The organism is Polaribacter sp. NJDZ03, from assembly GCF_019263805.1.
Taxonomy (GTDB): domain Bacteria; phylum Bacteroidota; class Bacteroidia; order Flavobacteriales; family Flavobacteriaceae; genus Polaribacter.
Map to the genome: position 1 here is coordinate 3,975,801 of NZ_CP079195.1, position 15,595 is coordinate 3,991,395.

Consider the following 15,595-nt stretch of genomic DNA (forward strand, 5'->3'; position numbering starts at 1 on the left):
CAAATATAAGAACTTATTGTTGCAATGGTATTGCAAATAGATGATTGAATTTAATCTGCCTTAGATTTATATAATGCCTAAATATTTTTTAATTTTATGATAGAATAAAAGGTTGTTTTTTATAAAAATGGTTACTATTTATTCTTCGGATATATTTTCACGATAACTCATTCCGTTTTTATCAAATGCGTCACAAACTTCTTTTAAACTGTGGTCATTATCTAATAAAATAACAAGCGTATCGTTTGCTTCAATAACAGTTGCGCCTCCAGGGCGTACAAATTTACCATCTCTTTTTATCATACTAATAAATGCACAGGTTGGAAAGTGTAAATCTACAATCCGTTTATTAACAGCGGTACTATCTGCAGGAATTTCTAATTCTTTCATAGCAGATTTAGGTAAATTTAAAATATAGCGTTCATTCTCTGCAAAAGGTTTTGTCTTTTCTGGTAAGGCAACATTTAACCATTTAGAAAAAAGAGATAATGTGGTACCTTGTATTAATACAGAGGTTACGGAGATAAAAAATACAATATTAAAAATAACATTTGCCTTATCTATTCCCGCTAAAAGCGGATAGGTTGCAAACACAATAGGCACAGCGCCACGTAAACCAACCCAAGAAATATACAAACGCCTGCGAAGTTTCATTTTAAAAAACAGTAAACTGATAAAAACACTTACAGGTCTGGCAACTAAAATTAAAAAGATAGAAATTAACATTCCAACGCCCATATAAGGGATTATTTCTGAAGGAAAAACAAGCAAACCTAAGGTAAGGAATAATACAATTTGCATAAGCCAAGCCATACCATCAAACATTTTTAAAATGGTAGATTTATGTATTAAATCTTGGTTTCCTAAATAAACAGCACAAATATAAATTGCTAAAAACCCGTTTCCACCAACAGCATCTGTAGCCGAAAAAGTAATAAACATAAGGGCAATTACTAAAACAGGATACAATCCTTCAAAGTCTAGTTTAATTTTATTAATGATAATCTTACTTAACTTACCAAAACCAAAACCCGCAATTCCACCAAAAATCATTTGCTGAAAAAACATTGGAATTATAGAAGTAATACTTAAATCTTGGTTGATTACTAAAGTTAAAAAAGCCAATGTTAGCACATAGGCCATAGGATCATTACTTCCGCTTTCTAGTTCTAAGGTTTGTCTTAAATTGTTTTTTAAAGCTAAATTTTTAGATCTTAAAATAGAAAAAACAGCTGCAGCATCTGTAGAGGATACAATGGAACCTAACAACAAACTTTCATAGATTGTAAAATCTGTAACATACCAAACAAAAGTACCTAAGGTAAGTGCAGTAAGTAAAACCCCTACGGTAGATAAAACAAACCCTTCTTTAAGAATTGGTTTTATCGCTTTAAAATTGGTGTCTAAACCACCAGAAAACAAGATGAAGTTTAGAGAAACAACACCTATAAATTGTGCCATTTTAGGATCGTCAAAACGAATACCTCCAATACCTTCTGAACCCGCCATCATACCTATTGCTAAGAAAAGGATTAAAGTTGGTACTCCAAATTTATAAGAAGTTTTACCAACAATAATACTTATAAAAAGTAATATAGAGCCAACTAATAATATGTTCTCAATGGTTAAATTCATTATTTTAAGATCTTAAATACGTAAAAGCAAATTTAGTTTTTTAGATATTAAATTACTGAAAATAATTACGCTTTTAAATAATATTTTTTACGCAACCAAAAAGAAACTCTCACCAAAAGTATTAAAGCAGGTACTTCAACCAATGGACCAATGACACCTGCAAATGCTTGTCCGGAATTTAGACCAAAAACAGCAATTGCAACAGCTATTGCTAATTCAAAATTATTACCCGCTGCTGTAAATGCAACGGCAGCTGTTTTGTCATATTCTGCTCCTGTTGCTTTAGTAACAAAAAAGCCGATGATGAACATAATAGTAAAATAGACTAAAAGTGGCACCGCAATAATTAAAACATCCATTGGTATTTCTACAATTAATTCTCCTTTTAAAGAAAACATTACCACAATTGTAAATAACAATGCAATTAATGTCATAGGCGAAATAGTAGGAATAAATTTATTTGTGTACCAATCTTCTCCTTTTAATTTAACTAAAATAAGTCGACTTAAAATTCCCAATACAAACGGAATTCCTAAATAAATAGCCACACTCTCTGCAATGGTTGCAACTGAAATATCTACAATTGCACCTTCAAAACCAAAATAGGGTGGAAGCACCGTGATAAATAGCCACGCATAAAAACTGTATGCAAAGACTTGAAAGATACTGTTTAAAGCGACTAATCCTGCTCCGTATTCAGCACTTCCTTCTGCTAAATCATTCCAAACTAAAACCATGGCAATACAACGCGCCAAACCAATTAAAATAAGTCCGACCATATATTCTGGGTAGTCGCGTAAAAAAGTAATCGCCAAAAAGAACATTAAAACAGGACCAACAATCCAGTTTAAAATTAGTGAAATGGATAAGATTTTGGTGTTCTTAAAAACCTTAGGTAAAAGTGTGTAGTTTACTTTCGCCAAAGGCGGATACATCATTAATATCAATCCGATGGCAATAGGAATATTTGTGGTTCCGCTGCTAAATGAATTGATAATATTTGGAAAAGTAGGAATAAAATACCCTAAACTCACTCCAATTGCCATGGCAACAAATATCCATAAGGTTAAATAACTATCTAGAAAACTTAATTTTTTTGAAGCCATTTTTATAAATTTACTTGTGAGAAAACGTAAAATAATTCCGTTGCAATTTGCAAGCTTCTTTCTTGGTATTTTTCTGCCTGTTGAGGTGTGTTGTCAAATGCCTTTGGATCATCAAAAGTAATTGGAATGCGTTTTTCTGCACCTGCAATAATCGGACAACCACCATCTGCTTGCGAGCAAGTCATAATTGCTGCAAACTCAGATTTCGGGTTAAAATCGTCATCTAACCTTTTAGAAAACCCAATTATAGGATGTGCATTGTCTCCGTATTTTATGCTATAAACAGGGTTTTTACCTTCAGCAATTCTTTTAATCTGAAAACCTTGATTTTTCAACGTTTCAGCAGCTATTGGAAAAAGAGCAGTAGCTTCTGTTCCGCCAGAATAACAAAATACATTTTTAACGTTAAAATAGCTCGCCATTGCTTGCGCCCAAACTTGTGATAAATGACTTCTTCTAGAATTGTGGGTACAAATAAAGTTGATTCTAATTTCTTGTTGATTAGAAACTTTTTCCTGAATAAAATCTGCTAACGGCTGTAAAACAGTTTTACGTTCTTCTGTAATCGAGGCAAAGTTTAAACCTTTAATTACCTTTTCTATTTCTGAAAATAGGGTAGTTTGTGTTGTGATCATTATTTCTAAAAGTTGATTTTTTTTATTTTTGGTAAGCTTGTTAAGTTTTTTTTAAAACAATAGGAGTGTTGTTTTATTTTGCGTAAATCTGTGAAATCTGTGGGGTAATATTGGATAGATTAATATTATTTCCCGCAGATTGCGCAGATGTTCGCAGATTTTTTTGAGTATTATAATTAAAATTAATAGAACTTCATGTTCTATTTAGCAACAACCGCCTCCAGGTGTACAAGTGTTTGCAACTGGTATGTCTGAAAATTGTAATTTTGGTTTTTCTTCCGGAATTCCGCAATTGTCTTTTGCCAAACAATCTGTTTGTTTAGAAGTTAGTAAGAAGTTTGTTCCATCAAAATCAAGACCAAATTTACCAATGGTTTCTGCTTGGTATTCCACTTCAATTTCTAGATTTCCGATGCCTAAAACCTTTTCAGAAAGTTCTATAATGTTTAATAGTTTTTCTGGATGCAATCTGTGGTTATAGTCATCTGCGTTCCAAAGTTGAAAGTTTACTACTTCTTCGTTTCTAACGGTTCCTCCACAATCAATAAAATTTTTGGTAATTTTTCCAACTTCTGTAACATGAAAATGATTGGGTACTAATTCTCCGTTTGGTAATTGAAAACCAATTGTTTTTAAAGCTTTTAATGCTACTTTTACTTCTGATAGGTTCATATTCTTATATTTGTTTATTGCAATTTTGCGATTAATATTTATAAATTTTTTTAACAGCAATCTGTTTTTTGAGATACATCTTGATCTAAAAACTCTGACATCACTGTTTTCATTGCTGTCCAGTTTTCTTTGTGAATACAGTAACAAACGCGAGTTCCTTCTACGTTTCCTTTTATCAACCCTAAATGTTTCAATTCTTTTAAATGTTGAGAAATTGTTGGTTGCGCCAATCCTATTTCACTTACTAAATCTCCACATACACAAGAATCAATTTTAAACAAATGTTGTAAAATAGTAACTCTTGCTGGATGACCAAAAACTTTTGCAAACAAGGCAATTTCATTTTGTTGATCGGTAAACATTTCAGTTTTTGCTAATCCCATTTTGTTTCTTTATTTATTCATTGCAATATTACGATAAATAATTTAGTTAAGAAATATTCTTTTTGAATTTTATATAAGAAGGTATTAGCATTATTTTATTTTTACTGTTTGTGTATCTGAAAAAGTAAGTTCTTTATGAAACTAAACTTAATTTAGTTTTTAAATATTGATTATAACCTTCTTAAAGAAAGTACTATTTAGGTTTTTATTAAAACCAAAATAGTATCATTTCGAGATAAGGAGAAACCTGATATTAGGTAACTTTATGTGATTTCTCCCTATGGTTGAAAATCTAAACATTGGGGGCATTTTATTTGATATTTTTAACCTCTAATATCAGAAGGTTTTTATCAATTATTTAATATTTTACAAATCCAAATTTACCAAGGTTCTTCCTTTTAATTTTCCTTGTAACATTAAAGCAATCTTTTCGTTTAATTCTTGTAGAGATATTTCTGCAGAAGCTTCGGTTAAACGATCATTTTTCCATTCGTTCGCTAATTTGTTCCATATTTTTTCTCTGTAGGTCATTGGGTAATTTTGAGAATCAATACCAATTAAAGTAACACCTCTTAAAATAAAAGGGAACACGGTTAACTCAAGTTTTGGTGAAGCTACATTTCCACAACAAGTTACAACACCCATTAGATTGGTAGATTTTATAATATTTTCAAGAATTTCGCCTCCTACGGTATCAATTCCTCCAGCAAAGAGTGGTTTTAAAAGTGGTTTTTTAGCCATTTCTTCAAAATCTTTTCGCATTATAATTTCATCAGCTCCAAGATTCTTTAAAAAGTCAATTTCAGATTCTTTACCTGTAATTGCCACTGTTTTATAGCCCATTTTTTTTAAGATAGCAATACTTGTAGATCCAACGCCGCCTGTAGCACCAGAAACAACGATAGCGCCATCTGTGGGTTTTACCATTTCGCTTAATCTAAATACAGACATTCCTGCAGTTAATCCTGCTGTTCCAATCGTCATTGCTTCTTTCATAGAAAGATTTTCTGGTAACTTCACTACCCAATCTGCGGGCACCTTAACGTATTCTGCAAAGCCTCCGTCTGTATTCATTCCTAAATCGTAACTAGTGACAATAACATTGTCCGATTCTTTAAATTTAGTAGATTCTGAAGAAACTACTGTTCCGGCAGCATCAATTCCTGGGGTGTGCGGATAATTTCTAGTTACACCTTTATTTCCAATGCTAGACAACGCGTCTTTATAGTTTAAAGAACTGTATTGTACTTTTATTAAGACTTCGCCTTGTTCTAATGGTGTAAAGGCAATTTCTTTAATGGAAGAAATAAAGTTTCCATCTTTTTCTTCTACTCTAAAAGCTTTGTAATTCGATTGATTATCCATATTGTTCTTTTGTGTATTATTCTTATTTTTACATCAAAGTTCGCTTAAATTAAACTGATAAACAAGAACTTACAAATTGTACCCTAACGAACATTTTGTGCTGTTTTGTCTGTTTATAAAGCGTGTAAGCCGAAAAAAAAATGAAAAAAAGTTATTGCCCTATAGATACTTTTATAAATACCATTAAAGGAAAAAGAAAAGGCACCATTATTTTACATCTTTTTCAGGGTGATAAACGGTATAGTGAATTGGTTCGGCTTATGCCGGATATTAGCGAACGCATGATGTCTAAACAGTTAAAAGAGTTAGAGCATGATGGTTTAGTTATTAGAACGGTTTTTCCGGAAGTTCCGCCTAGAGTAGAATATAGCCTAACACAATTAGGAATCGATATTCGTCCTGTTTTAAAAGGAATGTATAAAGGTGGTTTGCTGTTTGAAAAAAGTATAGATTAGCTTTGAAGTGATGTCTAATTAATTGTTTATTGTTTATCAGTTTTTTATTTATGAAGTATTTATTTGGCGTTACTATGGTTTGGGCTTTTTCGTTTAGCTTAATAGGTGTCTATCTTTCTGGCTATGTAGATGCATGGTTTTCTGTATTGATGCGTATTGGTATCGCAACAATGTTATTTTTACCTTTTTTAAGGTTGAAGAAAATTAAAGCGGACATAATTTTAAAACTAATCGGAATTGGATCGGTTCAATTAGGCTTGATGTATTGTTTTTACTTTCAATCGTTTCAATTTCTTACGGTGCCAGAAGTGTTACTTTTTAGTGTACTGACACCAATTTATATTACTTTAATAAATGATATTTTAAGCAAACAATTTCATAAAAGACACCTGCTTACTGCTTCTATAGCTGTTTTAGGAGCTGCTTATATTCAATACTCAAGCATTAATGAAAACGTGTTTTTAGGTTTTATGATTACGCAGGGAGCTAATCTTTGCTTTGCTGTTGGTCAAGTTGCTTACAAGCATTTATTAAAATCGACACCTGAATTAGAAAGTACCCCAAAGCATACTATTTTTGGATTGTTTTTTATTGGTGCGTTTATAGTAGCGCTTATTGCTTTTTTCATTTTTGGTTCAACAGAAAAGTTGCCAACTACATTCGTTCAGTGGGGAATACTAATATATTTAGGAGCTGTGGCTTCTGGTGTAGGTTATTTTTTTTGGAACAAAGGTGTGGTCATGGTAAATGCAGGCTCGTTAGCAATTATGAATAATGCATTAGTTCCAATAGGCTTAATTGTCAACCTTGTTATATGGAATAAAGAAGCAGATATTCAAAAGATTTTAATTGGTGGAAGTCTTATTTTCGCTTCTCTTGCACTTAATGAGTACCTTAATAAAAGAAATAGCTCTAAATCCTCGATAATTAAAAGTATAAAGACTGATTAAGATTCTCTTTTCTATATTTCGTTTAAATTACAATTTTGATATATTTTTAGCCACCTAGCTAACTATTAGTTGCTATTTTTTTTATACTTATGCAATATATCTAAAGGAATGTGACAATACGAATGGTCATTAGGGTGCAAGGTTAATCTATGTTGATGTTCTGCATCACTTGGGATAAAATTTGTTAAAGGAAGGACTTCAATTGCTATTTTTTTGATGATTTTATTTTTGAGATTTAATGTCTCTTCTACTTTCTGAATGTAATTTTTTGCCTTTAATAGATGATTTTGATGATTGCTGTAAATACCTGTGCGGTATTTCTCGCCGATATCGTTTCCTTGTTGGTTGATGCTATAAGGATCTATGATTTCTAATAAATGATGTATTAAATCTTCAACTGAAACAATCTTAGCGTTAAAGGTTGTTTTAACACATTCGGCAAAACCATCATAGGGTGTTTTGGTAGATTTGGTAATGCCATTAGCTCTTCCAGCTTGGGTTTCAAGTATACCAGGGATGTATTTTAAGAACTCTTGTACTCCCCAAAGGCAACCGCCTGCAATGTATATCGTTTCTGTTGATATTTTTTGGTCTGTTACTTGTTCTTTTTTTGTCATTTTTAAATGCTGATGAGTTTGTATATCTCGAAAGTTCTGTTTTTGTGTGCGAGGATTTTTTTAAGTTTACTAGATCGAAACAATAAAATATACCAGTTCTGTAACACGTTATTTATTCTCTATTTGATTATATGTTTTCTTACCAAAATGTGCGTGTCTATGACAATTAGGGCATAAAGCTATTGCATTCTCAATAGTATCTTCGCCACCATTTGATAACTGTATTTTGTGATGAACTTCTAAGTAAGGTAAGTTATTTCTGTCTTTAATAAAAGGAGCTATGTTTCCACATCTTTCACATTTATCTAATGCTCTTTCTAAAACTTCTATGACTACTATTGGATTATGTTTGTATTCGGTTCTAATGGTTGTGATTTTTTCAGGGATTGGATTTGATAAAGCTAATTTTTCTATTCTTTCTTTTTTTGATAGTTTTTCAACTTCTTCTAGTTCTTCAACTTCTTCTAGTTCTTTTTGTTGTAATGCTTTATGTTCGTCCCATGTCTGATGAGGTTTTTTGACGATTTTATTATTCTTTAAAATTTTTGTAAAAACAAAATTTATTAATTCATCAATATCCTCTTTTTTCTTCACTAGAATATAGCTTTCTCCTACTGAGTTATGTCTTTTAATTTGGGATTTGGATTCAATAATTTCGATATGTTTAAATTTTTGTTTATTAGCAAATTTTTTATGATATAGTCGAAAGTAAAATGTAAAAGCTTTTTTTCCAAGAGAAAGAGCAAATTCGTGTGTGTTATGTTTTCCAAAAAAATCTATATATTTTTTTTCTCTATCTCTAATTTGAAAATCATATTTATTAAGTTCTCCATTTGATTTTATTGGTTTAACTTTTAACTCAAAAGTAGTTTCGCTTTTGAATTTAGATAAAAAATAAAATGCTAATTCCCTTATTTTTTCATCATTGATTAATCTTAAGTCTTGATGGTTGTTATAGATTATCATTCTAGAATTTTATATGTGTTACAGCGTTGTTGTATAAGCTTTGTTACGTTGTTTAAGCAGTGAATTTAGTAAATAAAGTACGAACGGCGAAATTCCGAAGGAATTTCCCAAGTGAGCTAAAACCAGCAATAAAGTTTATACGGTGTTCTACACAGTTTTTTTTTCCCATTTAAACTTTATTTTATCTATTACTTTAATTTCAAATATTTCTGCAATCTTTCTTAAATTTCCAATTTGTATGATAATTGGCTTTATTTCATTTGAAAATAAAACAATTCTATATTCTTTCTGATATTCATACTCTGTTGTTTTGTCAAAAGGAGTTATCTCTCCATTTATTTTTTCCTTTTGATAATAGTTAACTAATTTTCCTTTGAATGGAATATTTTGTTTTTCCAGCTCTTTAGATACTAATTCTAAGAATTTATCTGAATCCCTTATCATGACAAAATGACTTCCAAAATTTTTAACTTTTTGATCAATTTTAAAGTCCTTTGCAAGTAGTTCAGGAGTTTTTAAGCAATACATTGAAAATAAATTTCCTTTAATATCATTTAAAGATTGGTGATAATGAATTTTAGAATTTTTTATTTTAATTTCCTTTTTTGTTTCAGGATCAGTTATAGTTAATGTATAATTGTCAGATTCATGAAAATTCTGAATTCTTGTAGTTCCTTCATATTTATCACCTCTTGCAATTTGTTCCTCTAATTTTTTAAAATATTCTATAGTATTAAAATAAATTGTTCCATTTTCAATAAAGTCAATCATATTGTCTTTGTTTCCAAATTTTATAAATGAAAATATCTTATTTTTTATGTCTGTATTTTTTTTCATTAATTGTGTAGAACATTAATAAGAATATCCAAGGTTTCAATGTTTGATATTCATAGTTAGCTAATTTACTTTTTTAAGCCAAGAAATCAATAATTAAAACATTCTTTTTTTTATCAAAACCCGACAGGTTCTATCATAAAACAGCACTGGTTTAACGACTATGATAAACTTTAAATTTTTGTCAATGGTGCTTATGTTTATTTATAAAATAATCTAAAAATTTTCGCAGTGAGTCTTAATAGACATATGTCTTATTCTAAAAGAAATATATAAAGTTGGTTTTCCTTTTGAAAAAAGTATAATGTAGTTGTACAGTGTATTGTTTCTTATAAGGTTCGTTTTTTCTTTTAAAATCATTTTTTTTATCCTTAAAATTCTATTAGTGAATCTTTCTTTTTTAAGTAAATATTAGAGAAAATAATATTGTTGTTTAATATTAATTAATAGTTCTTTATTCTTATATAACATTACTTTTGTAGTAGAAAAATAATAGTATGATTAGACAATTATTTATAATACTGATGTGTCTTGCTCTAGGTGAGATAATCGTTTATTTCACTGGAATTAAAATTCCCTCAAGTATCATAGGAATGTTGTTATTAACAGCAGGACTTCATTTTAAAATCATTAAACTTAAATGGATACAGGAGGTTGCTGATTTTCTTTTAGATAACATGGTATTCTTCTTTATACCACCTGGCGTAGCTATTATGTGTTATTTAGATTTAATTTCAAAAGAATTAGTACCAATACTAGCAGCAATTCTGGGGAGTACTGTTTTAGTTTTACTAAGCACTAGTTTTACACATCAGGTGTTGAGAAAAATAAAATTAAAGAAACTAGCAAAAGACAAAAAATGAAACTGATTTCAGAACCTTATATGTTATTAACCATAACTGTAGGTATTTATTGGTTGACAAAATATCTTCAAAATAAAACCAACTCAGTTCTTCTAAATCCTATATTAATAACAATAATTGCTGTAATAGGCATTTTAAAATTAGCTGGTATTTCTTATGAAACTTATCATGAGGCAGGTAAGTTTATTGAGTTTTTTCTAAAACCTTCTATTGTAGCATTAGGAGTACCTTTATATCTTCAATTAAGCAAAATTAAAAAACAAGTGATCCCTATTTTTATTTCACAATTAGTAGGTTCTATAGTAGGTATCATTTCGGGGGTTCTTATTGCTAAGTGGTTAGGAGCATCAGATGATGTAATAATTTCGATAGCACCTAAGTCTGTTACGACTCCGCTTGCTATTGATATTTCTCAGTCAATAGGAGGGATTCCATCTCTTACGGCATCAATGGTTGTTATGGTAGGAATTTTTGGTTCCGTAGCAGGTTTTAAAATTTTACAACTTTTTAAAGTGAAAAACCCAATATCTAGAAGCCTTTCAATGGGTACTGCAGGTCATGCGCTTGGAACGGCTCAAGCGATGGCTATAAGTCAACGATTTGGAGCATATTCTAGTATGGGACTTATTTTAAACGGATTGTTTACTGCCATATTTACTCCCATAATTTTAGCATTACTAGGCATTATATAATAAAGTTGCTGTCTCTGAATAACGTTTTAAAGTATTTTTTTATAATGATGTTCATTCTGTAGGTTTATTTTGAAATTTTGTGAATCCAAATACTTCAATTTGATTTTCATTAATTCTAAAGACTATCGTATAGCCTTTGTATATTAAGTCTCGTATAGAGTCGTTTTCGAAATAAATTGATTTTCGGAATGAATACGGAGATTTAGGGATGTCCTTTATCCTTTGAATTAGTTCTTTTTTTAATTTTTGAGCAGAATTCGGACTATTTTTAGAAATGTATTTTAATTGCTTTTCTAACCTTTCGATAAAAGTATCTTTATAAATAATATTCATAAGAAGGCTAGGCTATTTCGTTTAACCGATCTTCAAATTCTTGTTGAGAAATAAAATTAGCTTTTCCGCTTTCAATTTCATTTAATTCTTGTTGTAAATAATCTTTTGTCCCATTAAAATCAGCGCTCTCACTAACAATTTCAACTTCGTCTTTATTGAACTTGCTTAACAACCAAATAAATTTGTCATAAACTTTTTCGCTGATTTTTAATTGTATTGTGTGCATAGTATATCCTTTTAAGCAAAAATACAAAAAAAGTTTCTAAGCTTCTTATTTACAATCAAACCACTACAACTTCTCTCTCAAAAGAGCAATTTCATCACGTAGTTTAGCAGCAACAATAAAGTCCAAACCTTTAGCGGCAGCTTCCATGTGTTTGCGTTTTTCTCTAATACGTTTTTCTATTTCCTCTTTTGGTAAATACTGTAAATCTTGTTCTGCTGCCACCTGTTTTGCATTATCATAATGATAACTAGAAACGGCGGATTTAGACAAAGTATCATCAATTTTTTTGTTAATCTGAGTCGGAGTGATGCCATGTTTGGTGTTGTAGGCAATTTGCTTTTCTCGTCGGCGTTCGGTTTCGTCAATGGTTTTTTGCATGCTGTTGGTCATTTTATCAGCATATAAAATAGCCAAACCATTTACATTTCTTGCAGCTCTACCAACAGTTTGTGTAATAGAACGGTGCGAACGTAAAAAACCTTCTTTATCAGCATCTAAAATAGCGACCAAAGAAACTTCTGGTAAATCTAAACCCTCACGCAAAAGGTTGACGCCAATTAGAACATCAAAAATACCCTTACGCAAATCTTGCATAATTTCTACACGCTCTAAAGTATCAACATCAGAATGAATATAACGACAACGAATATCTACTCTTGTTAAATATTTAGTCAATTCTTCTGCCATTCTTTTGGTTAAGGTGGTTACCAAAGTACGCTCGTCTTTTTCTACTCTTTGTTGTATTTCTTCAATTAAATCATCAATCTGATTCAGACTTGGTCTAATTTCAATTACAGGATCTAATAAACCGGTAGGTCTAATTACTTGCTCTACAAAAATACCTTCAGTTTTCTCTAGTTCGTAATCTGCAGGCGTTGCAGAAACATAAATTACTTGGTTTTGTACACCCTCAAACTCTTCAAACTTTAAAGGACGATTGTCCATCGCCGCAGGCAAACGAAAACCATATTCAACCAAGTTTTCTTTTCTACTTCTATCGCCACCATACATAGCGTGCGTTTGCGGAATGGTAACGTGGCTTTCATCAATCACCATTAAATAATCATCCGGAAAATAATCTAACAAACAGAACGGTCTTGTACCCGGTTCTCGTCCGTCTAAATAACGAGAATAATTCTCAATACCAGAACAATAGCCTAATTCGCGAATCATTTCTAAGTCGAATTCAGTTCGTTCTTTTAAACGTTTTGCTTCTAAATGTTTCCCGATTTCTTTAAAATAATCTACCTGTTTCATCATATCTTCCTGAATAAGATGAATGGCATTTTGTAAAATATCTGGCGACGTTACAAACAAGTTTGCAGGATAAATGGTCAGTTCACTAAAGCTTTCTAAAACGGTATTATTCTCTAAATCGAATGATTCTATTTCTTCAATTTCATCACCAAAAAAATGGACTCTATAACCATTATCACCATAAGAAGGATAAATAGTAACTACATCACCTTTTACTTTAAAGGTTCCACTTTTTATCTCGTGTTCGGTTCTAGAATACAAACTTTGCACCAATTGATGTAAAAATTTTGTTCGTGCAATTTGCTGATCTACATGAATAGGAATCACGTTTTTCTTAAATTCTACCGGATTTCCAATACCATACAAGCAAGAAACCGATGCAATTACAATAACATCTCGTCTACCAGAAAGTAGGGAAGAAGTAGTGCTTAAACGCAAACGTTCTATATCATCATTAATAGATAAATCTTTTTCAATAAAGGTTCCGGTAACGGGAATATAGGCTTCTGGTTGATAATAATCGTAGTAAGAAACAAAATATTCTACGGCATTATTAGGGAAAAATTGCTTAAACTCAGAATACAATTGAGCCGCCAATGTTTTGTTGTGCGCTAAAACTAAGGTAGGTTTATCTACGTTTTTTATCACATTTGCAACGGTAAATGTTTTACCAGAACCCGTTACACCTAAAAGCGTTTGATATTTTTCACCATCATTAATACTTTGTGTAAGTTCTTTTATTGCTTGTGGTTGATCTCCCGTAGGAGAAAATTCTGATACCAATTTAAATTCCATGATGTAAAAATACGGATACTTTATAAAAAAGGATCTGTATTATTTAAGTTTTAAAAGGTGATTTAATCTTCTTTAAAGTGTGGTTTGTACTAGTGGTAATTAATTATGTGAATTTTACTTAAAAATAAGTAACATGTCTGGTTGAGCGCAGTCGAAATCTATGGTAATCGTTAAATAATTCTCTACAAGGTTAGGGTAGAGAATACAAGATTTTCAATATTAAAAAATATTTAATTTCAGATGCTAAAATTTAATAAACGCTAGGTTTCTGTGATAATTAGGCATCATTTTTTAATAAATATTCAATTTATTGTAACAAATAAAGAACTTTAGCTACTTATATTTTAGAGGCGATTTTGTTTTTATTTGAAAATTTTTAACGAAATTGGTTGTCTAAAAATTGTTCAACTTAAAAAAACACCAAAAATACTATGTCAGAAGATTTTGATTTACTAGAAACGAGTGCCAACAAAAAAACGGAAACAGTAGATGTAAACTGGGGAAAAGCAATTGACACCATGAAATCTAAATTGGCACAAGAAGACGATCCAGAATCTCGCCAAAAAATACTGAACGCAACCTTAGATGATGTTGTGCACATGGCAGAAAAAGACAGAAGTACACTTTTAGATGCTATTAAAGACCTAACAGATTACCAAGACGAAGTTGGTATCATGTTCGAGAAATTTTCGGCTTTAAATCCATCAGAACAAAAAGTGATTGACGATGCTCAAAAAGGATTAGAGAGAGCTAGAATAGAATTAGAAGATGCTCAAAATAAAGCAGATACTTGGTGGAACAATTTATGGGGAAGAAAATCGAAGATTAAAAAAGAAGAAGTAGAATTTGCAGCAGCAGAAAAATTACGTGCAGGTGCAGATAATCAAGCAAAAGCATTGTTTCAGCAACGTATAGAAAGTGCCGATATTCAGACTTTGTTAAGCGAGCTTTCCTACAAATCTCAAGCAGCCGTAACCCGACTTAAAAATAGAGAAGTAGAAATTAAAGAAGTAGAAGAAAAGTTAAAAGATGCCATTGTTGAGGCATCTAAAAATCATACCAGAGCGTTAGCAAAAAAGAAAGAAGTAGAAGATCAATTAGAAGAGCAATATGCATTGTTAAAGCAATCTCGTCAAGAATTAGAAGAAATTGCAGATAAACAATCTACCGCTTATTCAGAGGCGATTGGCAAAATGACCGCAATTGAGCAAAAAGTAGAGGAGCTAGAAGGGCTTAAAAATGCCTACACAACCTTAGCGGCAAGTAAAGATAGCTTTGTGCACAAGCATAATTTAACTATTAAAGTATTGACTTCTTTACGTTCTAATCTACAAACCCACAGAGCAAAATTAAAGTCGGATACCGAAGAAAGATTAAAGTATTACGATGGTTATGTGGTGGCGTTAAAGGCAAGAACAGATCAAGAATTTGCAGCAATTTTAGAACATTTAGGTGTTAAAACCGATGAACATATAGGAGAAACGTTAGCATCTATGCATTCTGCAAGTGCCAGAGCCCGTCAAGAAATGATGGACAATATTCCGGTACACGAAAAAGTTATGACAGGTGTTTACAGCTCGTACGCAGAGGCTTTGCACGAAATTAGAGAGAAAGATATCGACATTCAAAAGAACTTTGCAGACCGTTACGGAATAGACATGAAAGAGATTTTCGAAGACTATTACAAAGCAGATGCAACTGCACCAAAAGGTGATGATGCTCCGGCAGCAAAACCAAAAGCAGCTACTTCTAATGATGATTTGTTAAGTTAACGTCATTGCGAAAGAGGTACGATTGAAGCAATCTGTTAA

General features: G+C 31.2%; 17 protein-coding genes. 5 read left to right on the plus strand and 12 right to left on the minus strand.

Going from position 1 to position 15,595, the window contains the following annotated elements:
* Positions 1-138: 138 nt before the first annotated feature.
* The 6 genes from KV700_RS16670 to KV700_RS16695 form a co-directional block, all read right to left on the minus strand.
* Complete coding sequence (locus KV700_RS16670; RefSeq protein WP_166382987.1) at positions 139-1,635, minus strand: potassium/proton antiporter; 1,497 nt, start codon at positions 1,633-1,635, stop codon at positions 139-141.
* Between the two features lie 65 nt (positions 1,636-1,700).
* Positions 1,701-2,741, minus strand: a complete 1,041-nt coding sequence (arsB, locus tag KV700_RS16675; protein WP_166382989.1) for an ACR3 family arsenite efflux transporter — start codon at positions 2,739-2,741, stop codon at positions 1,701-1,703.
* 2 nt (positions 2,742-2,743) lie between these two features.
* Positions 2,744-3,376, minus strand: a complete 633-nt coding sequence (locus KV700_RS16680) for a low molecular weight phosphatase family protein (protein ID WP_218598574.1) — start codon at positions 3,374-3,376, stop codon at positions 2,744-2,746.
* A gap of 204 nt (positions 3,377-3,580) precedes the next feature.
* Complete coding sequence (locus KV700_RS16685; protein WP_218598575.1) at positions 3,581-4,048, minus strand: DUF6428 family protein; 468 nt, start codon at positions 4,046-4,048, stop codon at positions 3,581-3,583.
* A gap of 50 nt (positions 4,049-4,098) precedes the next feature.
* Positions 4,099-4,431 (minus strand): helix-turn-helix transcriptional regulator, encoded by a 333-nt coding sequence (locus tag KV700_RS16690; protein WP_166382995.1) that lies wholly within the window; start codon positions 4,429-4,431, stop codon positions 4,099-4,101.
* A gap of 366 nt (positions 4,432-4,797) precedes the next feature.
* Positions 4,798-5,796, minus strand: coding sequence for a YhdH/YhfP family quinone oxidoreductase (locus KV700_RS16695; RefSeq protein ID WP_218598576.1), 999 nt, complete (start codon positions 5,794-5,796; stop codon positions 4,798-4,800).
* Positions 5,797-5,936: 140 nt separating this feature from the next.
* On the opposite strand from KV700_RS16695, the gene KV700_RS16700 reads away from it, so the two are divergent.
* Together KV700_RS16700 and KV700_RS16705 are read left to right on the plus strand one after the other, a co-directional pair.
* Complete coding sequence (locus tag KV700_RS16700; protein WP_218598577.1) at positions 5,937-6,251, plus strand: helix-turn-helix domain-containing protein; 315 nt, start codon at positions 5,937-5,939, stop codon at positions 6,249-6,251.
* Between the two features lie 50 nt (positions 6,252-6,301).
* Positions 6,302-7,201 carry an EamA family transporter gene (locus KV700_RS16705; RefSeq protein WP_218598578.1) on the plus strand — a complete coding sequence of 300 codons (900 nt, stop codon included), beginning with the start codon at positions 6,302-6,304 and terminating at the stop codon, positions 7,199-7,201.
* 65 nt (positions 7,202-7,266) lie between these two features.
* On the opposite strand, the gene KV700_RS16710 is transcribed toward KV700_RS16705, so the two are convergent.
* The 3 genes from KV700_RS16710 to KV700_RS16720 form a co-directional block, all read right to left on the minus strand.
* Positions 7,267-7,818: a peptide-methionine (S)-S-oxide reductase gene (locus tag KV700_RS16710; protein WP_218598579.1), complete on the minus strand. Its 552-nt coding sequence runs from the start codon at positions 7,816-7,818 to the stop codon at positions 7,267-7,269.
* A gap of 108 nt (positions 7,819-7,926) precedes the next feature.
* Positions 7,927-8,784 (minus strand): HNH endonuclease signature motif containing protein, encoded by an 858-nt coding sequence (locus tag KV700_RS16715; protein WP_218598580.1) that lies wholly within the window; start codon positions 8,782-8,784, stop codon positions 7,927-7,929.
* Positions 8,785-8,931: 147 nt separating this feature from the next.
* Complete coding sequence (locus tag KV700_RS16720) at positions 8,932-9,621, minus strand: hypothetical protein (protein WP_218598581.1); 690 nt, start codon at positions 9,619-9,621, stop codon at positions 8,932-8,934.
* A gap of 494 nt (positions 9,622-10,115) precedes the next feature.
* On the opposite strand from KV700_RS16720, the gene KV700_RS16725 reads away from it, so the two are divergent.
* Entirely contained in the window at positions 10,116-10,481 is a 366-nt protein-coding gene (locus tag KV700_RS16725; protein WP_166383010.1) for a CidA/LrgA family protein, read from the plus strand.
* Entirely contained in the window at positions 10,478-11,173 is a 696-nt protein-coding gene (locus tag KV700_RS16730) for an LrgB family protein (RefSeq protein ID WP_218598582.1), read from the plus strand. The genes KV700_RS16725 and KV700_RS16730 overlap by 4 nt, the downstream gene beginning before the upstream one ends.
* Before the next feature lie 51 nt (positions 11,174-11,224).
* On the opposite strand, the gene KV700_RS17415 is transcribed toward KV700_RS16730, so the two are convergent.
* The 3 genes from KV700_RS17415 to uvrB all read right to left on the minus strand — a co-directional run bounded on the left by KV700_RS17415 (position 11,225) and on the right by uvrB (position 13,784).
* Entirely contained in the window at positions 11,225-11,506 is a 282-nt protein-coding gene (locus tag KV700_RS17415; protein ID WP_218598583.1) for a type II toxin-antitoxin system RelE/ParE family toxin, read from the minus strand.
* A 7-nt stretch (positions 11,507-11,513) separates the two neighbouring features.
* Complete coding sequence (locus KV700_RS16740) at positions 11,514-11,732, minus strand: tRNA pseudouridine synthase A (protein ID WP_218598584.1); 219 nt, start codon at positions 11,730-11,732, stop codon at positions 11,514-11,516.
* 63 nt (positions 11,733-11,795) lie between these two features.
* On the minus strand, positions 11,796-13,784 hold the full coding sequence (uvrB, locus tag KV700_RS16745; protein ID WP_218598585.1) for an excinuclease ABC subunit UvrB: 1,989 nt from the start codon (positions 13,782-13,784) through the stop codon (positions 11,796-11,798).
* A gap of 431 nt (positions 13,785-14,215) precedes the next feature.
* Here uvrB and KV700_RS16750 point away from each other — a divergent pair, with 431 nt between their 5' ends.
* Positions 14,216-15,556 carry a microtubule-binding protein gene (locus KV700_RS16750; protein WP_218598586.1) on the plus strand — a complete coding sequence of 447 codons (1,341 nt, stop codon included), beginning with the start codon at positions 14,216-14,218 and terminating at the stop codon, positions 15,554-15,556.
* Positions 15,557-15,595: the final 39 nt, after the last annotated feature.

Coding starts and splice junctions, on each gene's coding strand:
- KV700_RS16670 (WP_166382987.1), bottom strand. CDS start 1,635: ATGAATTTAACCATTGAGAACATATTATTAGTTGGCTCTATATTACTT.
- arsB (WP_166382989.1), bottom strand. CDS start 2,741: ATGGCTTCAAAAAAATTAAGTTTTCTAGATAGTTATTTAACCTTATGG.
- KV700_RS16680 (WP_218598574.1), bottom strand. CDS start 3,376: ATGATCACAACACAAACTACCCTATTTTCAGAAATAGAAAAGGTAATT.
- KV700_RS16685 (WP_218598575.1), bottom strand. CDS start 4,048: ATGAACCTATCAGAAGTAAAAGTAGCATTAAAAGCTTTAAAAACAATT.
- KV700_RS16690 (WP_166382995.1), bottom strand. CDS start 4,431: ATGGGATTAGCAAAAACTGAAATGTTTACCGATCAACAAAATGAAATT.
- KV700_RS16695 (WP_218598576.1), bottom strand. CDS start 5,796: ATGGATAATCAATCGAATTACAAAGCTTTTAGAGTAGAAGAAAAAGAT.
- KV700_RS16700 (WP_218598577.1), top strand. CDS start 5,937: ATGAAAAAAAGTTATTGCCCTATAGATACTTTTATAAATACCATTAAA.
- KV700_RS16705 (WP_218598578.1), top strand. CDS start 6,302: ATGAAGTATTTATTTGGCGTTACTATGGTTTGGGCTTTTTCGTTTAGC.
- KV700_RS16710 (WP_218598579.1), bottom strand. CDS start 7,818: ATGACAAAAAAAGAACAAGTAACAGACCAAAAAATATCAACAGAAACG.
- KV700_RS16715 (WP_218598580.1), bottom strand. CDS start 8,784: ATGATAATCTATAACAACCATCAAGACTTAAGATTAATCAATGATGAA.
- KV700_RS16720 (WP_218598581.1), bottom strand. CDS start 9,621: ATGAAAAAAAATACAGACATAAAAAATAAGATATTTTCATTTATAAAA.
- KV700_RS16725 (WP_166383010.1), top strand. CDS start 10,116: ATGATTAGACAATTATTTATAATACTGATGTGTCTTGCTCTAGGTGAG.
- KV700_RS16730 (WP_218598582.1), top strand. CDS start 10,478: ATGAAACTGATTTCAGAACCTTATATGTTATTAACCATAACTGTAGGT.
- KV700_RS17415 (WP_218598583.1), bottom strand. CDS start 11,506: ATGAATATTATTTATAAAGATACTTTTATCGAAAGGTTAGAAAAGCAA.
- KV700_RS16740 (WP_218598584.1), bottom strand. CDS start 11,732: ATGCACACAATACAATTAAAAATCAGCGAAAAAGTTTATGACAAATTT.
- uvrB (WP_218598585.1), bottom strand. CDS start 13,784: ATGGAATTTAAATTGGTATCAGAATTTTCTCCTACGGGAGATCAACCA.
- KV700_RS16750 (WP_218598586.1), top strand. CDS start 14,216: ATGTCAGAAGATTTTGATTTACTAGAAACGAGTGCCAACAAAAAAACG.